Here is a 15,157-nt window from a genome sequence, read left to right on the forward strand (position 1 = left end):
GGTGGTGTTGGTTTTGTCGCTTACACACAGGTTCGGCGATTTTTTTCTGTTTCCTTCTATAAATTTTTTCTACACATAAAAAAGGGGCTGTCCCGTCGATAATATCGACTTATGGGACAGCCCCTTTCAGAGTGTCGATAAAGTATTTTCAGGTGAATAACGTTGCATCTGTCTGTAATTGGGGACACCCGATTTCCGGAGGGAACGGACTCTCTCTTGCCTCTTGCAGTGCAGTTGAAAGCCAATGGTAAATCGCTTCGTCAGGAGTCAACCAGTTGTCTCCTCCGCCGCATTTTAGTGGCGATGATTGATTACCTTCTGCGTCCTCGGCCGAGCCCCATGGCACGCTCTGCTTTAGAAAGCATCTTTTTCGCTGTCCGGTCTGCCTGATCCGCGCCTTGATCAAGGATTATGTCGAGCTCTTCAGAAGCCATTAATTCTTCATACCGTTTTTGAATCGGTTCTAGAACGGAGACGACAGCTTCAGCAACGTCTTCTTTAAATGGACCATATTCTGAATCACGGTATCGTTCTGTCAGCGATTCGACCGATTCTCCTGAGCAGAGCGAGTAAATCGTGAGCAAATTCGTCACACCCGGTTTTTTCTCGGCGTCCGCATACACGCCGCCCTCCGAATCTGTTACAGCACTGCGCATCTTTTTACGAATCGTATCCGGGTCGTCTAGCATGGAAATGTAGCTTTTCGGCTTCGGGTTGGACTTGCTCATTTTTTTCGTCGGATCGTTCAGACTCATGATTCGTGCCCCGACTTTCGGAATTCGAACTTCCGGAATCGTAAAAATATCATTATAACGGGTGTTAAACCGGTGCGCGAGATCGCGAGTCAGCTCCAGATGCTGCTTTTGGTCTTCCCCTACAGGAACAATATCTGTTCCGTAAAGAAGGATATCAGCTGCCATGAGCGGAGGATAGGTTAAAAGCGCAGAAGAAACTGCCTCTTTGCCGTCAGATTTGTCTTTAAACTGCGTCATTCGTTCGAGTTCCCCGATGTATGCGATGCATTGCATCATCCAGCCCAGCTGCGCGTGAGCCGGCACTTCAGATTGAATAAACAACGTCGATTTATCCTGTGAAATCCCTGAGGCGAGGTACAAGGCAGCAAGACTGCGGATGTTCTTTTTCAGTTCATTTTTCTTTTGAGGAACCGTGATGGCGTGCTGATCAACGATGCAGAAGTAACAGTTGTAATCATCCTGCATGTCTACGAAGTTTTTCATTGCTCCTAAATAATTTCCCAATGTTAACGTACCGCTTGGCTGAATTCCTGAAAAAATGGTTTTCGTCATCGAATCTTCCTTTCCTGTTATGTGTTTTAGACACCAAAAAGGCCCACTCATCCCCGATGCAGGGACGAATGGACCGCGATACCACCCTTATGAACAGTTTTTTCACAAAAACTGCCTCTCATGCCTTCTCCACATACAGCAGAAAAGGTTCTCCTTGGTATCGGGGGAGAAGCCCGGGAGCACCTACTGGATAGACGTTCAGCGTCCGGCTCGAAAGTCCATTCACATCGGCTTCGTCTCCTGCTCTCACCAGTTGCAGTCTCTCTTTGCACGAAGGTTCAATGCTACTTCTCTTTCTCATCGCCTTTTGGTTATCTGTACTTAAGTATATAAAAGCCATTCCTCCGTTGCAAGAGTTTATCCTGATGATATAAAACCGAACATTCCGACTATTAAGGAAACCGTTGCAATCGCGACCGGTTATTGGCACTATAGAATCTGTGAGAGAAACATTTGTTTACGACACAGAGACAGTACAGGGGAGGCAAACATATATGAAGCTGATTTTGAAACTGCTGATCGGTATCGCAGCTGGGATTTTGGTAGGATTATCCGGAATCGACTGGCTAATCCGGTCACTCATAACATTTACAGGAATTTTTGGTGAGTGGATTAATTTTGTCATTCCATTAATCATCCTCTTTTTTATTGGGTCCGGGATAGCAAGCATTGGAAAAGGATCTTCCAAGCTGGTAGGTGCGACTGTCGGTACGGCATATGTGTCGACGATAACGGCAGGAATCATGGCATTTTTTATTGCAGTGGCGATCATGCCTTTTGTCACGAGTGAACGTCAGCCGCCTGAAGAAGGAGCGGCACCTGAAGCATTTTTCAGCTTTGAACTGACACCGTTTATGGATATCCTTACAGCACTTGTGCTAGCTTTCATCTTCGGTATAACGATCGCAGCATTAAAGCTGGATGGATTGAAAACGATATTTGACGAAGGTAAGACCGTAATTGAAAAAGTGATTTATATCGCCATTATCCCAGTACTTCCATTTTATATCGCAGGTATTTTTGCGGATATGGCGGCAGAAGGAACAGTGCTTGAGACCTTACAGGTATTCGGTATCGTGCTTGCTGTTGCGATTGCTACTCACTGGATCTGGATCACGATTCAGTACACGGCCGCAGGCCTCGCAACCGGACAAAATCCGTTTGTACTGATAAAAACGATGCTGCCGGCTTATGTGACAGCGCTTGGAACAATGAGCTCGGCTGCTACTATCCCGGTAACGCTCCGGCAGACGAAGCAGAACCGTGTCAGCGAGGCGGTCGCTAACTTCAGCATTCCGCTGAGTGCGACCATTCATCTATCCGGCAGTGTGATTACGATCGTCAGCTGTGCGGTGGCAGTCATGGCTGTTCTGGATGGATATACAGTACCTGGATTTTTCACCATGCTGCCGGTAATTTTAGCGCTTGGTGTCATCATGGTCGCAGCACCTGGTGTACCCGGCGGAGCAATATTTGCTGCTTTAGGTGTCCTCACGTCTATGCTCGGCTTTTCTGAAGCGGCGATGGGAATGATGATTGCTCTTTACTTTGCTCAGGACAGCTTCGGAACCGGGGCAAACGTTACTGGCGACGGAGCGATCGCTGTGCTCATGGATAAATTTGCGGAGCGGCAGACACCTGAAACTCCTCAGATGGAGGCTCATCGAAAAGCAGAATAGCAGGATACGAAAAGCCGCTGGCCTAATGGTCAGCGGCTTTTCATGCTGTTGAGAAAGTCTTACAACTTACATGTTTATTCGTTTGGTTGTATTTTCCCTCTGCTTACCGAGCCTGTCGTGGGCTTGCCTTCAGCTATTTCTCAGGGTGGCCCCTGTAATGCGTTGATGCCGTTCGCAGATCTGAACGGCACTAAATCTTCAGACTGCGTTGATGCCACAGGCGTCTCCGCCGGACGCATCGGGGAAACAGCTTGGCTTTTTGGAGAACAACGTCACGACAGGCAGACGCGACTGCTTTTTTACTTGTATAATGAATTTTACGAAGTACTGGACCTCGTATTCAACATCGAAACGTCTCATTGGGAAGGTTCTATCTGTATGTAGCCAGATCGTGCATGCATAACAAGGCACGTGAAACGCACTGCCAGCTGCCGACATCGGAGGACCTCGACTCCTGGAGGATCAGAACGAGGCGAAGATCCAGCGCTTCCGACGGAAGAAGGAAGCGGTTAGCTGAGCCCGTTCCCTCCGGAAAGCGAGTGTCCGAAGATATAGGCAGATGCAACGTTATTCACCGAAAATGACTTTATCAACACACAGAGAAGCCGCTGGCCTAATGGTCAGCGGTTTTCCTGTTTAAAGCGGTCAGCTGAAGCTGAAAATAGCGTAGCTGCTCAAAAAATAGACAAGAATCACAAGCGCAGAAGGAAGACTGTACATAGCAGCAGGCTTTTTCCGGTTCACAATCATTACGGCTGCTATTACAAGCGCGTTAAGAATTAAGACACCAACTGCGGCTGCAAGGACAGCGGGCGAGACGACACTAAGCACCGGACCACCGCGGTATACGGCATCGATAATAAAGAGAATCAGCATATTAAAAACATTCGAGCCGAGAATATTGCCAATTGCCATACTGTGATTGGCAAGCTGCACAGATACAATTACCGTAACGAGTTCCGGAAGAGAGGTAGCACCGGCAATAAGAAAAGCGCCGACAAAACTGGAGCTGATCCCGGTAGCCTGTGCGATCATATCTCCTGTGACAGACAGTGCTGAGCCAGCAGCTAGAATGATAGCTGCTGCTACGGCAAAACCGCGCTTGGCATGGCGCAGAGAAATGGCATTATGCTGAGGCTCCGGTTCATCAGCAGAGAGTGGTGTCAAATGAGTGCCGGAACGGGAGATAAAGACCATTCCTGCAATGTACAATCCGACGAGGAGAATCATCTCCAATCCGATTCCAAAAATGCTCCATCCAGGTGGAAATAAGATGACAACTGCCATGCAGGCTGTCATAAAAAAACCGAGAACAGCTGTTGACAGATGGGAGGTATCAGCTGCCTGTAAAATACGTCTCTTTCTGTAAAATAAGTCGACAGCTGCCAGAATGAACAAATTAAACAAGTTCGAACCAAACACGTTACTTACAGCAATATCCGGGTTATCGACCAGCACGGCTGTGATGCTCGTTGTTACTTCCGGCAGAGAAGTAGCACCAGCGAGCAGCAGTACCCCGGCCATCATGCCACCAAGCTTGGTCCGCTCTCCGATTACATCGGCATAAGTAGAGAGTTTGACGGCTGTTACGACGGTTATAAGAGCAGCTGCGACAAACAGAAAATAGATCATAAACGATCCCTCACTTTCTATGATGAGAGCGGGTGAGCACAAAAAAGAAACCTTTTTACACAGCACACCCGCTGTATAAAAAGGTCTCGCGTACGCTTAGCAAAGCGCTCTGCAGACCGAGTGCCAAAGCACTGTCATGACGATCTGCAAACCTGTTGGTCGCTACTCCCCTTTTTAATTAAAGGAATCATAGCATGAAACGAAAAAAACTGCAACGTCTTAATTCGCTGCAGTTGTCTGTTCAGTTAAGGAAGGACCCGCGAGCAGCGTATCAAGCTGGCGCAGTCGGTAGGCTGCCTCGTAATCACTGATGCTGCGGTAATGGTGAAGACCTCCAGGTTCCTCGTCTGCCTCATCGGCAGCAGCCACCACTTCCTGAAGCGGTTCACGGCGGATCGACTGTTCAGGCAGAAAAGAATCGGTATGCAGTAAAACGGCCAGTGAAATTCGCTTTGCATCAGCGGGATCTTCACCAAGTTCAATTAAAATACGGTGGGCGCGTTCAGCACCTTTAATGGCGTGAATGTCATTGCGGCGGTAGAGCTCGTAGTCCCACTCGCCATCACGGTACCACGTGTAATGTCCAATATCATGCAGGAAAGCAGCTTTGACTGCCAGTTCCACATCCGTTTTATATTCCGGTGCCAGACGATACGCATGATAAGCACATGCCACCGCATGAGCGAGTCCGGAACGTTTTACATATTTTTGCACGTCACTATGAGAGAATAAATCAAGCAGTGTTACACGGCTCATCTTACATCGCCTCCTTTAAAAGGGTATTTTTACTATAGTACGGAATGCGCACTCAAAAGTCAATAAGTCTGTTTGTACATTTGCTTTATGGTACCATCAGCATGATTTTTAATGAAATACAGATAAATCATTGGTTGAACCGGGAATTCATAGTATAATTTACCAAACACATACAAATATAATGGTAGAAAGCGGGTTTTACATACATGAAACACTGGAAACTTTACGCGGCTGGAGCCGCACTTGTTGCAGGCGGATTTTCGGGACAGGCATCGGCAGAAGAAGAAAACGGGGAAATGCTGACAGCTTCCGCTCACAATGGAAAAACGATTGTGCTTGCCGAGCGGCAGTGGCCGGACCGTGTCGCACGATACACATTTGATTCAGGCTACCATTTTGACTATCCGGATGCTGTAAGAGGTATTTTTGTAACAGGGCACATAGCTGGTCATCCGACTCGCTTTGATGAACTGATTGAATTGGTGAATGAAACAGATCTCAACTCCATGGTAATTGATGTAAAAGAAGACGACGGCTATATTACTTTCGAGCCGGAAGAAGGGAACGATTACCTGGATGTTTCCCAGCCGATGATCGGGAATCCGGAAGAAATGATGGAAAAGCTCGAGGAGAATGAAATATATCCAATCGCACGAATCGTTGTTTTTAAAGATTCACAGCTGGCAGATGCTCAGCCGGAGCTGTCGTTTATGGATAATGGAAGCGTATGGGCCAATCCTCGCGGGGATAAATTCGTCAATCCATTTCTAGAGGAAGTTTGGGATTATAATTTGGAAGTAGCTCGTATGGCTGCTGAGATGGGCTTTCAGGAAATCCAGTTTGACTATGTCCGCTTCCCGGAAGGATTCGAAACGCGAGATGAGGATCTGGAATATGATACCGGAAATTATACGGACCGGCCTGAAGACGACAACATCAGTGCCAGAGTTGATTCTGTATCCGATTTCGTAGAATATGCGTATGATGAATTGCAGGAATATGACGTAGATGTTTCCGTTGATATATTTGGTTATACAGTAACGGTTGAAAACGCACCCGGGATCGGACAGAATTTTTCACGGATTGCGGAAAATGTAGACATCATTTCTTCCATGCCGTATCCAAGCCACTGGCAGCAGGGGGACTTTGGATTTGATGAAGGGCACCCGGATCTGTATCCGTATGAGCTGATGAACCGCTATTCGCAGGCTGAGAATGAAGTGATGTCCAATCTTGAAGACCCGCCAACTTCACGTCCTTGGCTGCAGGACTTCACAGCCTCTTATCTCGGTTCCGGTAACTATCTGAACTATGGAAAAGATGAAGTAGAAGCTCAGATTCAGGCTATCTATGACAACGAAATTTATGAGTTCCTGCTTTGGAACGCCGGCAACCGTTACTCTGAAGGTGTTGATTATCTGCTCGGTCTTGATCCGGAAGATTTAAATCAAGGTGAACTCGAGGAAGAAGCACAGGAAGAATATGAAGAAGAAAGTGAAGCCCCGGATGAAGAGCTCGATGATGAAGATGAGGACTGGGATGTAGAAGAAGATGAAGACCTTGGTGACGAAAATAACAACGAGTAACAAGTGATGTACATCCGGCCGTTCAGTTCAATACTGAGCGGCTTGTTTGTTTAACAAGCGAATGAATCAGTGAACGAGCGGTGCGACGAGAAATTGATGGCGCAGGGCGGTAAGCTGCGTAAAACAAAGCCTCAGAAGTGCATGTAAGGGGAGAATCGTCTCATCTGCTCTTTTCGTACAGAAGAAACCGTTATATAATAGAAGACAGAAAGTGAAACAGCCGAAGGAGGGGTTTCATGCACTGGTATGAAAAGCTTAATAAGTACTTTCCCGATGAAGAAATGAAATCGAGAGAACACATGGAACTGCTTCTGAAAGAAAAACAGGATATCTACAAAAAAAGCGAAGATGATTATCATGTTATGATGTATGTAGAAATGGAAGATTTTACGTTCATCGACTATTTATTTGTGTCGAAAAAAGCCAGAGGCAAAGGCATTGGCAAAAAGCTGCTTGATAACCTCAAAAAGCGGGAGACGCCAATTATTCTTGAAGTGGAGCCCGTGGACTATGATGACACGGATACAGAAAAGCGTCAGCGTTTTTACCGGCGCGAAGGCTTTCAGCACGCGGAATCCATCGGGTACTCAAGACGCTCACTCGCCACAGGCGAAGTAAATACGATGGAGATTTTATACTGGACGCCTGAAAATGAATCTGAAGAGAGCATTTACAAGAAAATGAAGCATACGTATGAGAATATTCATACGTACAAGGATGTTGAACTTTACGGAGAACCTTATGAGGAAGTAGACAAAGCGCTTGTTTATCGCGAGATTAATAAGGAAGAAGGAAGCGGTAAAGAGCCGGCATCCTGATTTCCTGAAGTATATAGCACACTGACCGCTGTCATAACACGGGAAGGAGTGTTGACCATGAAGGGAACCAAATCCCGGCGTAAGAGCAGAAAGAAGCTTCTTTGGAGAGATCTTCTTAAACGAAAACTGGAAGAAGTAAATAAAATTCCAAAGAAGCAGCCTGTCTCTCAATCCAGGCCGCTCGCATCCTGATTGAGCAAAAAGGAGCCGGTATCTGCCGGTTCTTTTTTTTATTGGTTTTATGGTTTAAGCAGAAAGAACAAGACTATAGAAGAAATTTGATTTTCGCGAAACTTCGCCGTCCAGTCGTGCGTACATAAAGTATCTACGCTGTTTTGATCATTTTTGACATTTATCTAATTGATAACGTTTTTTCGTAACTGAAAATGTGATAAGATGAACGTACTTAACGTTGTACAGCAGGATGCCTGCTGTATATGTAAAATGAAATGAATAGCAGCGGCTGAGCATCGTCTTCATCAGGCGTACTCAGCAATTCATTTAACTTTTTTTCTAAAAGTAGTTTACCGGTTGTACAAAAAGGTTATTAGACATATGTGAGCATATAATCGAGCTTTTGTAATGAGTTTGTACAAGTTTTTTAGAAGCTATTGATAGTTTGTAAACAATGTTGTATAATAATGATTATAATTAATCCTGCACCGGTTTTGGTATACATTATTTCTTGTGAAAGGGGATTCAGCCGTATGGTCACTCTATTTACTTCACCGAGCTGCACGTCCTGCCGAAAGGCTAAAGCATGGTTGGAAGAGCACGATATCCCGTTTGAAGAAAGAAATATATTTTCTGAGCCTTTATCAGTGGAAGAGGTTAAACAGGTTGTACGTATGACAGAGGACGGCACCGATGAAATCATCTCCACCCGTTCTAAAGTGTTTCAGGAGCTCGACGTTGAACTGGATGCTATGCCTCTTCAGGAACTGTTTCAGTTAATCAGCGATCATCCGGGACTGCTACGCCGCCCAATCATTTTAGATGAAAAGCGGATTCAGGTCGGATACAATGAAGCAGAAATCCGCCGTTTTCTTCCTAGAAAAGTTCGTACATTTCAGCTTCAGGAAGCAACGAAGCGCCTTGTAAACGAATAAGCTTTAGAGAGTGATGCTGCTGCTGCGCATCACTTTTTTCCTTATTTACGTGGTAAAAAGCAATACAATCGGAATAAGTTGGAATTTTCTGATTAATAATTTAAGAAAAACAAGCAGAGTTATTTCATTTCAGTGCTGTTTCATCTAGAATAGGGGTAAGCAGATCATGATTGATACTTGATGGTTTCGGGAATAGAATGTTATGTTAATACAACCCAAAGACATCGTCAGCGTATTCTCGCGAAAGGGTGAGACATTTATGGAAATAGAACGCATTAACGACACGACAATCAAGTTTTATATTACGTACAATGACATTGAACGTCGTGGATTCGATAAAGAGGAGATCTGGTACAGCCGCGAACGTGGTGAAGAACTTTTCTTTGAAATGATGAATGAAGTAAGTGACCAGGAGAAATTTGAAATGAACGGACCGCTCTGGGTTCAGGTTCATGCTTTAGATAAAGGACTCGAAGTTATTGTGACCCGCGGCCAGATCAATGACGGTAACGTAAAGCTCGAAATTCCGGTCGAAGATGAAGGGGAGGACAGCGTGGATAAAAACATTGTCGATATGCTCGATCAACAGTTTGCAAACGATGAAGCTAATGAAATCGCTAAAGACCATTCTCTTAACGTCGTCGTCGGGTTCAGAGATTTTGAAGATGTCATTTCGTTAAGCCGGGTGTTTGATGAAGACATTTCTACAAGCCTTTATCATTTTGAAAACACGTATTTTATTTATGTGTCGATCGATGAGTCATACTCAGATGATGAACAGGATAATATGCTGAGCCGCATTCTCGAATACGGATATGAATCTGATACTACCATTCACCGCATTCATGAATATGGTAATCGAATCGCTGATCAAAATGCGCTAAGCGTTATTCGCAGCCAATTTTAACGCAAAGCAGGGGGTATTTGCCCTCTGCTTGTTTTTTTGGTTCGTTGTTGAACGTACGTTCTCATTTATGGTATGCTTACAAAAATTGGAGAGAGGTGAACATCCTGTATACTGCCCGATGCTCAGATCGCTCGTTAATCCACAGTCTGACAGCCTCAAAGCGATGTAAGAAGACGAAGTACTGGTGTCCGGATTGTGACCAGCCTGTTCGATTGAAAACAGGCGTTAAAGTCAGGCCGCACTTTGCTCATATTCACAGCTGCAGTTCAAGTGGCGAAAGCCGCTGGCATCAGGCAGCTAAATTAACGCTTTACAAGCTTTTTTCAGAGCAGCAATTGTTTGTGGCCACGGAGCACTTTCTTCCCCGGGCCGGGAGAAGAGCGGACGTGTATGTAACGTTACATGGCAAACCCTATGTTTTTGAGTGTCAGGCATCTTCTATTTCTCAAGAGGAAATGAATAAACGGAAACAGGATTATGAGCAAGCTGGAGCGGAACTGATCTGGATTCTTATGCCGGTTACCCGAAAAACAGGCGTGCAGAGACAGTCTGTTACGGTCTTAAAACGTGGAGCGCTGTGGCCATCTTCCACCCCTTATTACTGGACGCTTAATCCGCAGTCGAATATCCTTCAGCGCCACTCAGGCTGTTCATCAGACAGCCCTGCTTACTGGACCGAATTTGTACGGTCTTTCCGCATTAAGGATCAAGACCCGGAGTGGTTTATCAGACAGCGAGCGCCAGTTTGCAGAGAGCTCGATTCTGCTGTGCGCACAGGGTGGAGGAGACGTGCACCTTCTCACCGGATGAGACGGTTTAAGCACAGTGATTTGTCAGGCATGCTGCTGCATCAGTTGCTTGCTGATTTCCGGCTGCCGCCCCACGCCTATCCCGCACTTGCCAGAGTGCCGTTCCCGGGAAGCGGAGCTCTATCCGTCGCTCCCGAAATATGGCAGACGCTCTTGCATGTGAGCCTGATCAGACAAAGGGGCAGGTCAGTAACAATTTCAGAAGCCTGTGTGTTGGTTCATCAATCCTGCCAACGCTTTCTGTTGCCGATGGATCGATTTCATCTTCGCTCGATGCTGGTCATTTACTTTAACTTCCTGGAGAAATGGGGAGTGGTTGTAAAGCGTTATCCGGGTGTTTTCATCATTAAACAGCCAATTACGGTCGTTAAGTCCGCAGATCAGCTTTTGATGGATGATCAGTATGTCGCGCTTAAAAGTTCTTTCGTGTATAAAAATAATTGATAATTACTACTATTCATATTACGATGGAATGGGAACACAGACTGATTAGTGGAGGGTACATACTTATGAGTACAACGGAACTGCCGGTGCGGAGCGAAATACCGAAAGAGCGAACGTGGGATCTTGAGGACATTTATGCGACTGACGAGAAATGGGAAGCTGATTTTGAACAGCTGAAACAGGAGCTTCCTCAAATCGCAGCGTACCAAGGTAAACTTGCTGAATCAGGCAGCATGCTGTTTAAGGCTCTGCAAAAAGAGGATGAGCTGTCCATCAGATTGGGCAGGCTGTTTGTCTATGCACGGATGCGCTACGATGAGGACACGACTAACGCTCATTATCAAGGACTGAATGAAAAAGCGCGTCAGCTGCTCGTTCAGTTCGGGCAGCAGTCTTCCTACATCACCCCGGAAATTCTGGCGATGCCGGAAGAAAAACTGAAGCAGTTTTTGCGGGATGAGCCGGAACTAAAGCTTTATGAACACGCTTTAGAGCGACTGAATAAAAAAAGGCCGCACGTGCTGACGGAGAAGGAAGAGGCTCTGATGGCCCGTTTCAGCGATGTATCAGGGGCCTCATCTAATACGTTCAGCATGCTTAATAATGCAGATCTGCGCTTTCCTGAAGTGGAAGACGAAGAAGGTAATATGGTCGAAGTGACGCAGGGACGATTTGTCGGTATGCTGCAGAGTCAGGACCGCCGCGTGAGACGTGATGCCTTCCATGCTATGTACAGCACGTATAAGAAATTTCATCACACGTTTGCCAGCACGCTGAGCGGTGAAGTAAAAAAGCATCTTCTTTCCGCAGACGTGCGTAAGTATGAGAATGCCAGACAAGCTGCCCTGGCAGCGAATCATATCCCGGAAGTGGTATACGATCAGCTAGTTGATACGATCAACAAAAACCTGCCGCTGCTCCACCGCTATGTTGCGGTCCGGAAAAAAGTGCTGGAATTGGAAGAAATGCATATGTATGATCTGTATACGCCGATGATCCAGGATGTTGATTTTTCTGTTTCATACGATGAAGCGAAAGAACTGATGGTTAACGGTCTCGGAGCGATGGGTGAGGAGTACCGGAAAATTGTAGAAGAAGGATTAAATAATCGCTGGGTCGATGTAGAAGAAAGCAAAGGCAAGCGCAGCGGTGCATATTCATCGGGAACATATGGTACAAAGCCGTATATATTAATGAACTGGCAGAATGATATTAACAACCTGTTTACACTGGCGCACGAATTTGGTCATTCTGTTCACAGCTATTATACGCGTAAGCATCAGCCTTACCCTTATGCGAATTACTCTATTTTTGTTGCGGAAGTAGCTTCCACGACAAATGAAGCACTGTTGAACCGCTATTTGCTCGATAGAGAAACGGATACACGGCGCCGCCTGTATTTGCTGAACAACTTTCTGGAAGGGTTCCGTGCGACAGTATTCCGTCAGACGATGTTTGCAGAGTTTGAACAGCTGATTCATGAAAAAGCGGAGGCCGGAACACCGCTCACAGCTGATCTGTTAAATAACTTGTATTACGACTTAAACATCAAGTATTTCGGAGATGAGCTTGTCATTGATGAGGACATCACCTTTGAATGGCAGCGAATTCCTCATTTCTATATGAATTTCTATGTTTATCAGTATGCGACTGGCTACAGCGCAGCAACAGCGCTTGCCCAGCAAATTCTGGATGAGGGAGAGCCGGCTGTCAAGCGGTTCACCGATTTCCTTAAAGCAGGCAATTCCGATTATCCGATTGATGTGCTGAAGCATGCGGGAGTTGACATGACGTCTGCAGAACCGATTCAGCAGGCTCTGGACGTATTTGAATCCGTGCTGGATGAATTTGAAGAGCAGCTGAAGTCACTTTAAGCTTTTATAACCTTACTAAAACGAACCGCCCTGAGCTTTCCCGGGGCGGTTCGTTATGCTTATATACGCAGTATTTTTCATCAGGACATAGCCGCTACTGAACGCCAGATTGAACCGTGCTTCGTCGGAATTTCTTCCACTTTTTGCTGAAGCTGCAGTTTTTTCATCTCACGGTGTGCTTCTTCCTGCTTCATATCATAGACGACGGCAATCTCCTTCGTGGCTACAAGAGAATAAAAGGCTACAAACTCTTCAAGCGGAATCGGAGGACATTTCTCCAGCTTCTCTCCGGACATCTCCCGAAGCAGATCTTCGTAGATCTCATATCGGTAAGCCCCTTCGACTTTCAGGCCGGGTTCATCGATATCTTCATTAAAAAATACAATCGTCGGCGTCGAGCGAATGTCCATTTCTTCCGCTGTTTTCCGATCATTATCGAGTGCTTTTTTCGTCGTGTCAGAATGAAGATCGCGGACAAACTCGTCAACATCCATGCCTGAAACGCGCATAGCACAATCGATCAGCACCTGCTGGTCGGCGATGTTTTCTTTATGCAGAAAAAGTGCTTCACGGACACGTCTGAGGTATTTGGCCCCGATCACTTTTCCTTGAAGACCGGCTGCTTTTATCGCAGCCATTGCATCATACGGAGCCGGAGCCGGATTTTTATACCAGACGTCTCCATCACAAGGCATGCCGGTTCTGCAGCCTGTTTCGTTATACGCCTGCGCCATTTCTTTCATAAGAGAACGGTGCTTGGACCCGCACGAGGAGTGCAGCGGCTCAAGATTGTTGGCAAGCACTAAATTGAGCTTTAAATACCTGCCGTACTCCATTTTTAACTTTTTAATCGCAGGCTCAAGTGCCCAGCATTCCGGACAAAGCGGATCAATAAATACATACAGTTCCATGCTGGCAGCGCTGCTGCCGTTTTCGTAAATGGAAGATAGTTCCTTTGGACAGCATTGTCCTGACTCTTCTTCACATACAAACGTTTTGTTTTTTGTAGTCATGAATGATCCCCCCTGGATGAAGCATCCACTGTGTTTACCATATGGCGGGCGGTCTGCTGAAGTCGCTCAAACATGTAAGAGCGCAGAGGTTCTTCGACGTCAGCTTCAACCAGCGCCTGTCCCATGCAGGATAGCCAGGCATCGGCACGCTCAGGTGTGATGGCAAACGGCATGTGTCTGGCTCTCAGCATCGGGTGTCCGTGCTCCTCTGTATAAAGGGCAGGGCCGCCAAAAAACTGTGTCAGAAACTGTTTCTGCTTCCGGCGTGTTTCTGTGAGGTTATCCGGGAAAATGTCTTTCAGTTCCGGATGCTCAGCAACATGACCATAAAATATATCAATTATTCGATGAAGACGTTCTTCACCGATTGCCTCAAAGGCACTATTAGCTTGATTCATGGTAAAACCCTCTTTATCGAACGTATCGTTATTGTAGCAGGGCTTCCGAATTCCGGCAACAAATGTGAACTATTTATGACAATTCCAGAAGGAAGCGCTGCCCCGACTGCTTATATTAACGTGCTAACGCAGGAGGTGCAAGCAATACGACATAAAAAACCAGCATCTTCTGCCGAAGTGGGCAGAGATGCTGGTCAATGTTAAGCGTGGCTGCTGCCTGAGCGGTAGCTGGCCATTACTTTTGGAACGTATGCCTGCGTTTCACGAAACGGAGGAATACCACCGTATTTATCTACGTTTCCTGGTCCTGCATTATAGGCGGCGAGGGCCAGTGATTCATTACCGTCGTACCGGCGCAGCATGTCGCGCAGGTAGCGGGTTCCGCCATCAATGTTCTGCTCCGGATCAAAGCTGTCCGCTACGCCGAGGGAACGGGCTGTGGCGGGCATCAGCTGCATAAGTCCGCGGGCCCCTGCATGACTGACAGCGTCCGTTTTGTAATTAGACTCGTGCTTTATGACGGCGTGAATCAAGGCTGAATTCACACCGTGCTTATCGGCTGCTTTTTGAATCAGGCTGTCAATGCCTGTGTTTTGTGAAGATTGCGATGAAACAGCAGGCTGTTGAACCGGAAGCGCGGGCGAGCCAGCCGCAAGCTGCTGCATGGCACCTGATCGTTCTCGAGCGAGCTCTTCAAACGATTTAAACATTTCCTCTTGCAGCATAGCTTGAAACTGGCCGGAAGCGGCAGACGATTCAGTCGGCGGAAAAATACGGCGGGAAAACATGTCATTAACGATCGGCGGCAGAAACATCGTGCAGTCA

The 15,157-nt window shown here is 46.4% G+C and carries 15 protein-coding genes and 1 other annotated feature; of the genes, 9 read left to right on the forward strand and 6 right to left on the reverse strand.

Annotated features, from left to right (window positions below):
- Positions 1 to 311 precede the first annotated feature (311 nt).
- Entirely contained in the window at positions 312 to 1,307 is a 996-nt protein-coding gene (gene trpS / locus HCN83_RS16475) for a tryptophan--tRNA ligase (protein WP_168009282.1), read from the reverse strand.
- 57 nt (positions 1,308 to 1,364) lie between these two features.
- Positions 1,365 to 1,617 (reverse strand) — a binding site (T-box leader).
- 184 nt (positions 1,618 to 1,801) lie between these two features.
- On the opposite strand from trpS, the gene HCN83_RS16480 reads away from it, so the two are divergent.
- Positions 1,802 to 2,986, forward strand: coding sequence for a dicarboxylate/amino acid:cation symporter (locus tag HCN83_RS16480; protein ID WP_168009284.1), 1,185 nt, complete (start codon positions 1,802 to 1,804; stop codon positions 2,984 to 2,986).
- 165 nt (positions 2,987 to 3,151) lie between these two features.
- Complete coding sequence (locus tag HCN83_RS16485; RefSeq protein ID WP_168009286.1) at positions 3,152 to 3,370, forward strand: hypothetical protein; 219 nt, start codon at positions 3,152 to 3,154, stop codon at positions 3,368 to 3,370.
- 261 nt (positions 3,371 to 3,631) lie between these two features.
- On the opposite strand, the gene HCN83_RS16490 is transcribed toward HCN83_RS16485, so the two are convergent.
- Together HCN83_RS16490 and HCN83_RS16495 are read right to left on the reverse strand one after the other, a co-directional pair.
- Positions 3,632 to 4,618, reverse strand: coding sequence for a sodium:calcium antiporter (locus HCN83_RS16490; protein WP_168009288.1), 987 nt, complete (start codon positions 4,616 to 4,618; stop codon positions 3,632 to 3,634).
- A gap of 219 nt (positions 4,619 to 4,837) precedes the next feature.
- On the reverse strand, positions 4,838 to 5,374 hold the full coding sequence (locus HCN83_RS16495; protein ID WP_168009290.1) for an HD domain-containing protein: 537 nt from the start codon (positions 5,372 to 5,374) through the stop codon (positions 4,838 to 4,840).
- Between the two features lie 206 nt (positions 5,375 to 5,580).
- Between HCN83_RS16495 and HCN83_RS16500 the strand changes: the two genes are divergently transcribed.
- From HCN83_RS16500 to pepF, 7 genes are all read left to right on the forward strand, one after another.
- Entirely contained in the window at positions 5,581 to 6,960 is a 1,380-nt protein-coding gene (locus HCN83_RS16500; RefSeq protein WP_205774721.1) for a putative glycoside hydrolase, read from the forward strand.
- 236 nt (positions 6,961 to 7,196) lie between these two features.
- Entirely contained in the window at positions 7,197 to 7,778 is a 582-nt protein-coding gene (locus HCN83_RS16505; RefSeq protein ID WP_168009292.1) for a GNAT family N-acetyltransferase, read from the forward strand.
- Positions 7,779 to 7,835: 57 nt separating this feature from the next.
- The gene (locus HCN83_RS18665) at positions 7,836 to 7,970 is read left to right on the forward strand and encodes a hypothetical protein (protein ID WP_281351770.1); all 135 of its coding nucleotides are present in this window, start codon (positions 7,836 to 7,838) and stop codon (positions 7,968 to 7,970) included.
- A gap of 515 nt (positions 7,971 to 8,485) precedes the next feature.
- Complete coding sequence (spxA, locus tag HCN83_RS16510) at positions 8,486 to 8,887, forward strand: transcriptional regulator SpxA (RefSeq protein WP_168009294.1); 402 nt, start codon at positions 8,486 to 8,488, stop codon at positions 8,885 to 8,887.
- 259 nt (positions 8,888 to 9,146) lie between these two features.
- A complete protein-coding gene (gene mecA, locus HCN83_RS16515) occupies positions 9,147 to 9,794 on the forward strand; it encodes an adaptor protein MecA (protein ID WP_168009296.1) in 648 nt (215 codons plus the stop codon).
- A gap of 95 nt (positions 9,795 to 9,889) precedes the next feature.
- A complete protein-coding gene (locus HCN83_RS16520) occupies positions 9,890 to 11,047 on the forward strand; it encodes a competence protein CoiA family protein (protein ID WP_168009298.1) in 1,158 nt (385 codons plus the stop codon).
- A 65-nt stretch (positions 11,048 to 11,112) separates the two neighbouring features.
- On the forward strand, positions 11,113 to 12,921 hold the full coding sequence (pepF, locus tag HCN83_RS16525; protein WP_168009300.1) for an oligoendopeptidase F: 1,809 nt from the start codon (positions 11,113 to 11,115) through the stop codon (positions 12,919 to 12,921).
- Between the two features lie 80 nt (positions 12,922 to 13,001).
- Here pepF and HCN83_RS16530 read toward each other — a convergent pair whose 3' ends face one another.
- The 3 genes from HCN83_RS16530 to HCN83_RS16540 all read right to left on the reverse strand — a co-directional run bounded on the left by HCN83_RS16530 (position 13,002) and on the right by HCN83_RS16540 (position 15,147).
- Positions 13,002 to 13,934: a ClpXP adapter SpxH family protein gene (locus HCN83_RS16530; RefSeq protein ID WP_205774724.1), complete on the reverse strand. Its 933-nt coding sequence runs from the start codon at positions 13,932 to 13,934 to the stop codon at positions 13,002 to 13,004.
- Positions 13,931 to 14,332, reverse strand: coding sequence for a protoglobin domain-containing protein (locus tag HCN83_RS16535; protein WP_168009302.1), 402 nt, complete (start codon positions 14,330 to 14,332; stop codon positions 13,931 to 13,933). Before HCN83_RS16535 ends, HCN83_RS16530 begins: the two co-directional genes overlap by 4 nt.
- Positions 14,333 to 14,532: 200 nt before the next feature.
- Entirely contained in the window at positions 14,533 to 15,147 is a 615-nt protein-coding gene (locus HCN83_RS16540) for a lytic transglycosylase domain-containing protein (protein ID WP_246238286.1), read from the reverse strand.
- Positions 15,148 to 15,157 lie beyond the last annotated feature (10 nt).

It is taken from the genome of Alkalicoccus luteus (assembly GCF_012034335.1).
Classification (GTDB): Bacteria; Bacillota; Bacilli; order Bacillales; family Salisediminibacteriaceae; genus Alkalicoccus; species Alkalicoccus luteus_A.

Bases quoted from the DNA above. Each gene is read 5' to 3' on its own strand.
- HCN83_RS16500 (WP_205774721.1), top strand. From the start codon at position 5,581: ATGAAACACTGGAAACTTTACGCGGCTGGAGCCGCACTTGTTGCAGGC.
- HCN83_RS16530 (WP_205774724.1), bottom strand. From the start codon at position 13,934: ATGACTACAAAAAACAAAACGTTTGTATGTGAAGAAGAGTCAGGACAA.
- HCN83_RS16485 (WP_168009286.1), top strand. From the start codon at position 3,152: ATGCCGTTCGCAGATCTGAACGGCACTAAATCTTCAGACTGCGTTGAT.
- HCN83_RS16495 (WP_168009290.1), bottom strand. From the start codon at position 5,374: ATGAGCCGTGTAACACTGCTTGATTTATTCTCTCATAGTGACGTGCAA.
- HCN83_RS16535 (WP_168009302.1), bottom strand. From the start codon at position 14,332: ATGAATCAAGCTAATAGTGCCTTTGAGGCAATCGGTGAAGAACGTCTT.
- mecA (WP_168009296.1), top strand. From the start codon at position 9,147: ATGGAAATAGAACGCATTAACGACACGACAATCAAGTTTTATATTACG.
- trpS (WP_168009282.1), bottom strand. From the start codon at position 1,307: ATGACGAAAACCATTTTTTCAGGAATTCAGCCAAGCGGTACGTTAACA.
- HCN83_RS16480 (WP_168009284.1), top strand. From the start codon at position 1,802: ATGAAGCTGATTTTGAAACTGCTGATCGGTATCGCAGCTGGGATTTTG.
- HCN83_RS18665 (WP_281351770.1), top strand. From the start codon at position 7,836: ATGAAGGGAACCAAATCCCGGCGTAAGAGCAGAAAGAAGCTTCTTTGG.
- pepF (WP_168009300.1), top strand. From the start codon at position 11,113: ATGAGTACAACGGAACTGCCGGTGCGGAGCGAAATACCGAAAGAGCGA.
- spxA (WP_168009294.1), top strand. From the start codon at position 8,486: ATGGTCACTCTATTTACTTCACCGAGCTGCACGTCCTGCCGAAAGGCT.
- HCN83_RS16505 (WP_168009292.1), top strand. From the start codon at position 7,197: ATGCACTGGTATGAAAAGCTTAATAAGTACTTTCCCGATGAAGAAATG.
- HCN83_RS16540 (WP_246238286.1), bottom strand. From the start codon at position 15,147: ATGTTTCTGCCGCCGATCGTTAATGACATGTTTTCCCGCCGTATTTTT.
- HCN83_RS16490 (WP_168009288.1), bottom strand. From the start codon at position 4,618: ATGATCTATTTTCTGTTTGTCGCAGCTGCTCTTATAACCGTCGTAACA.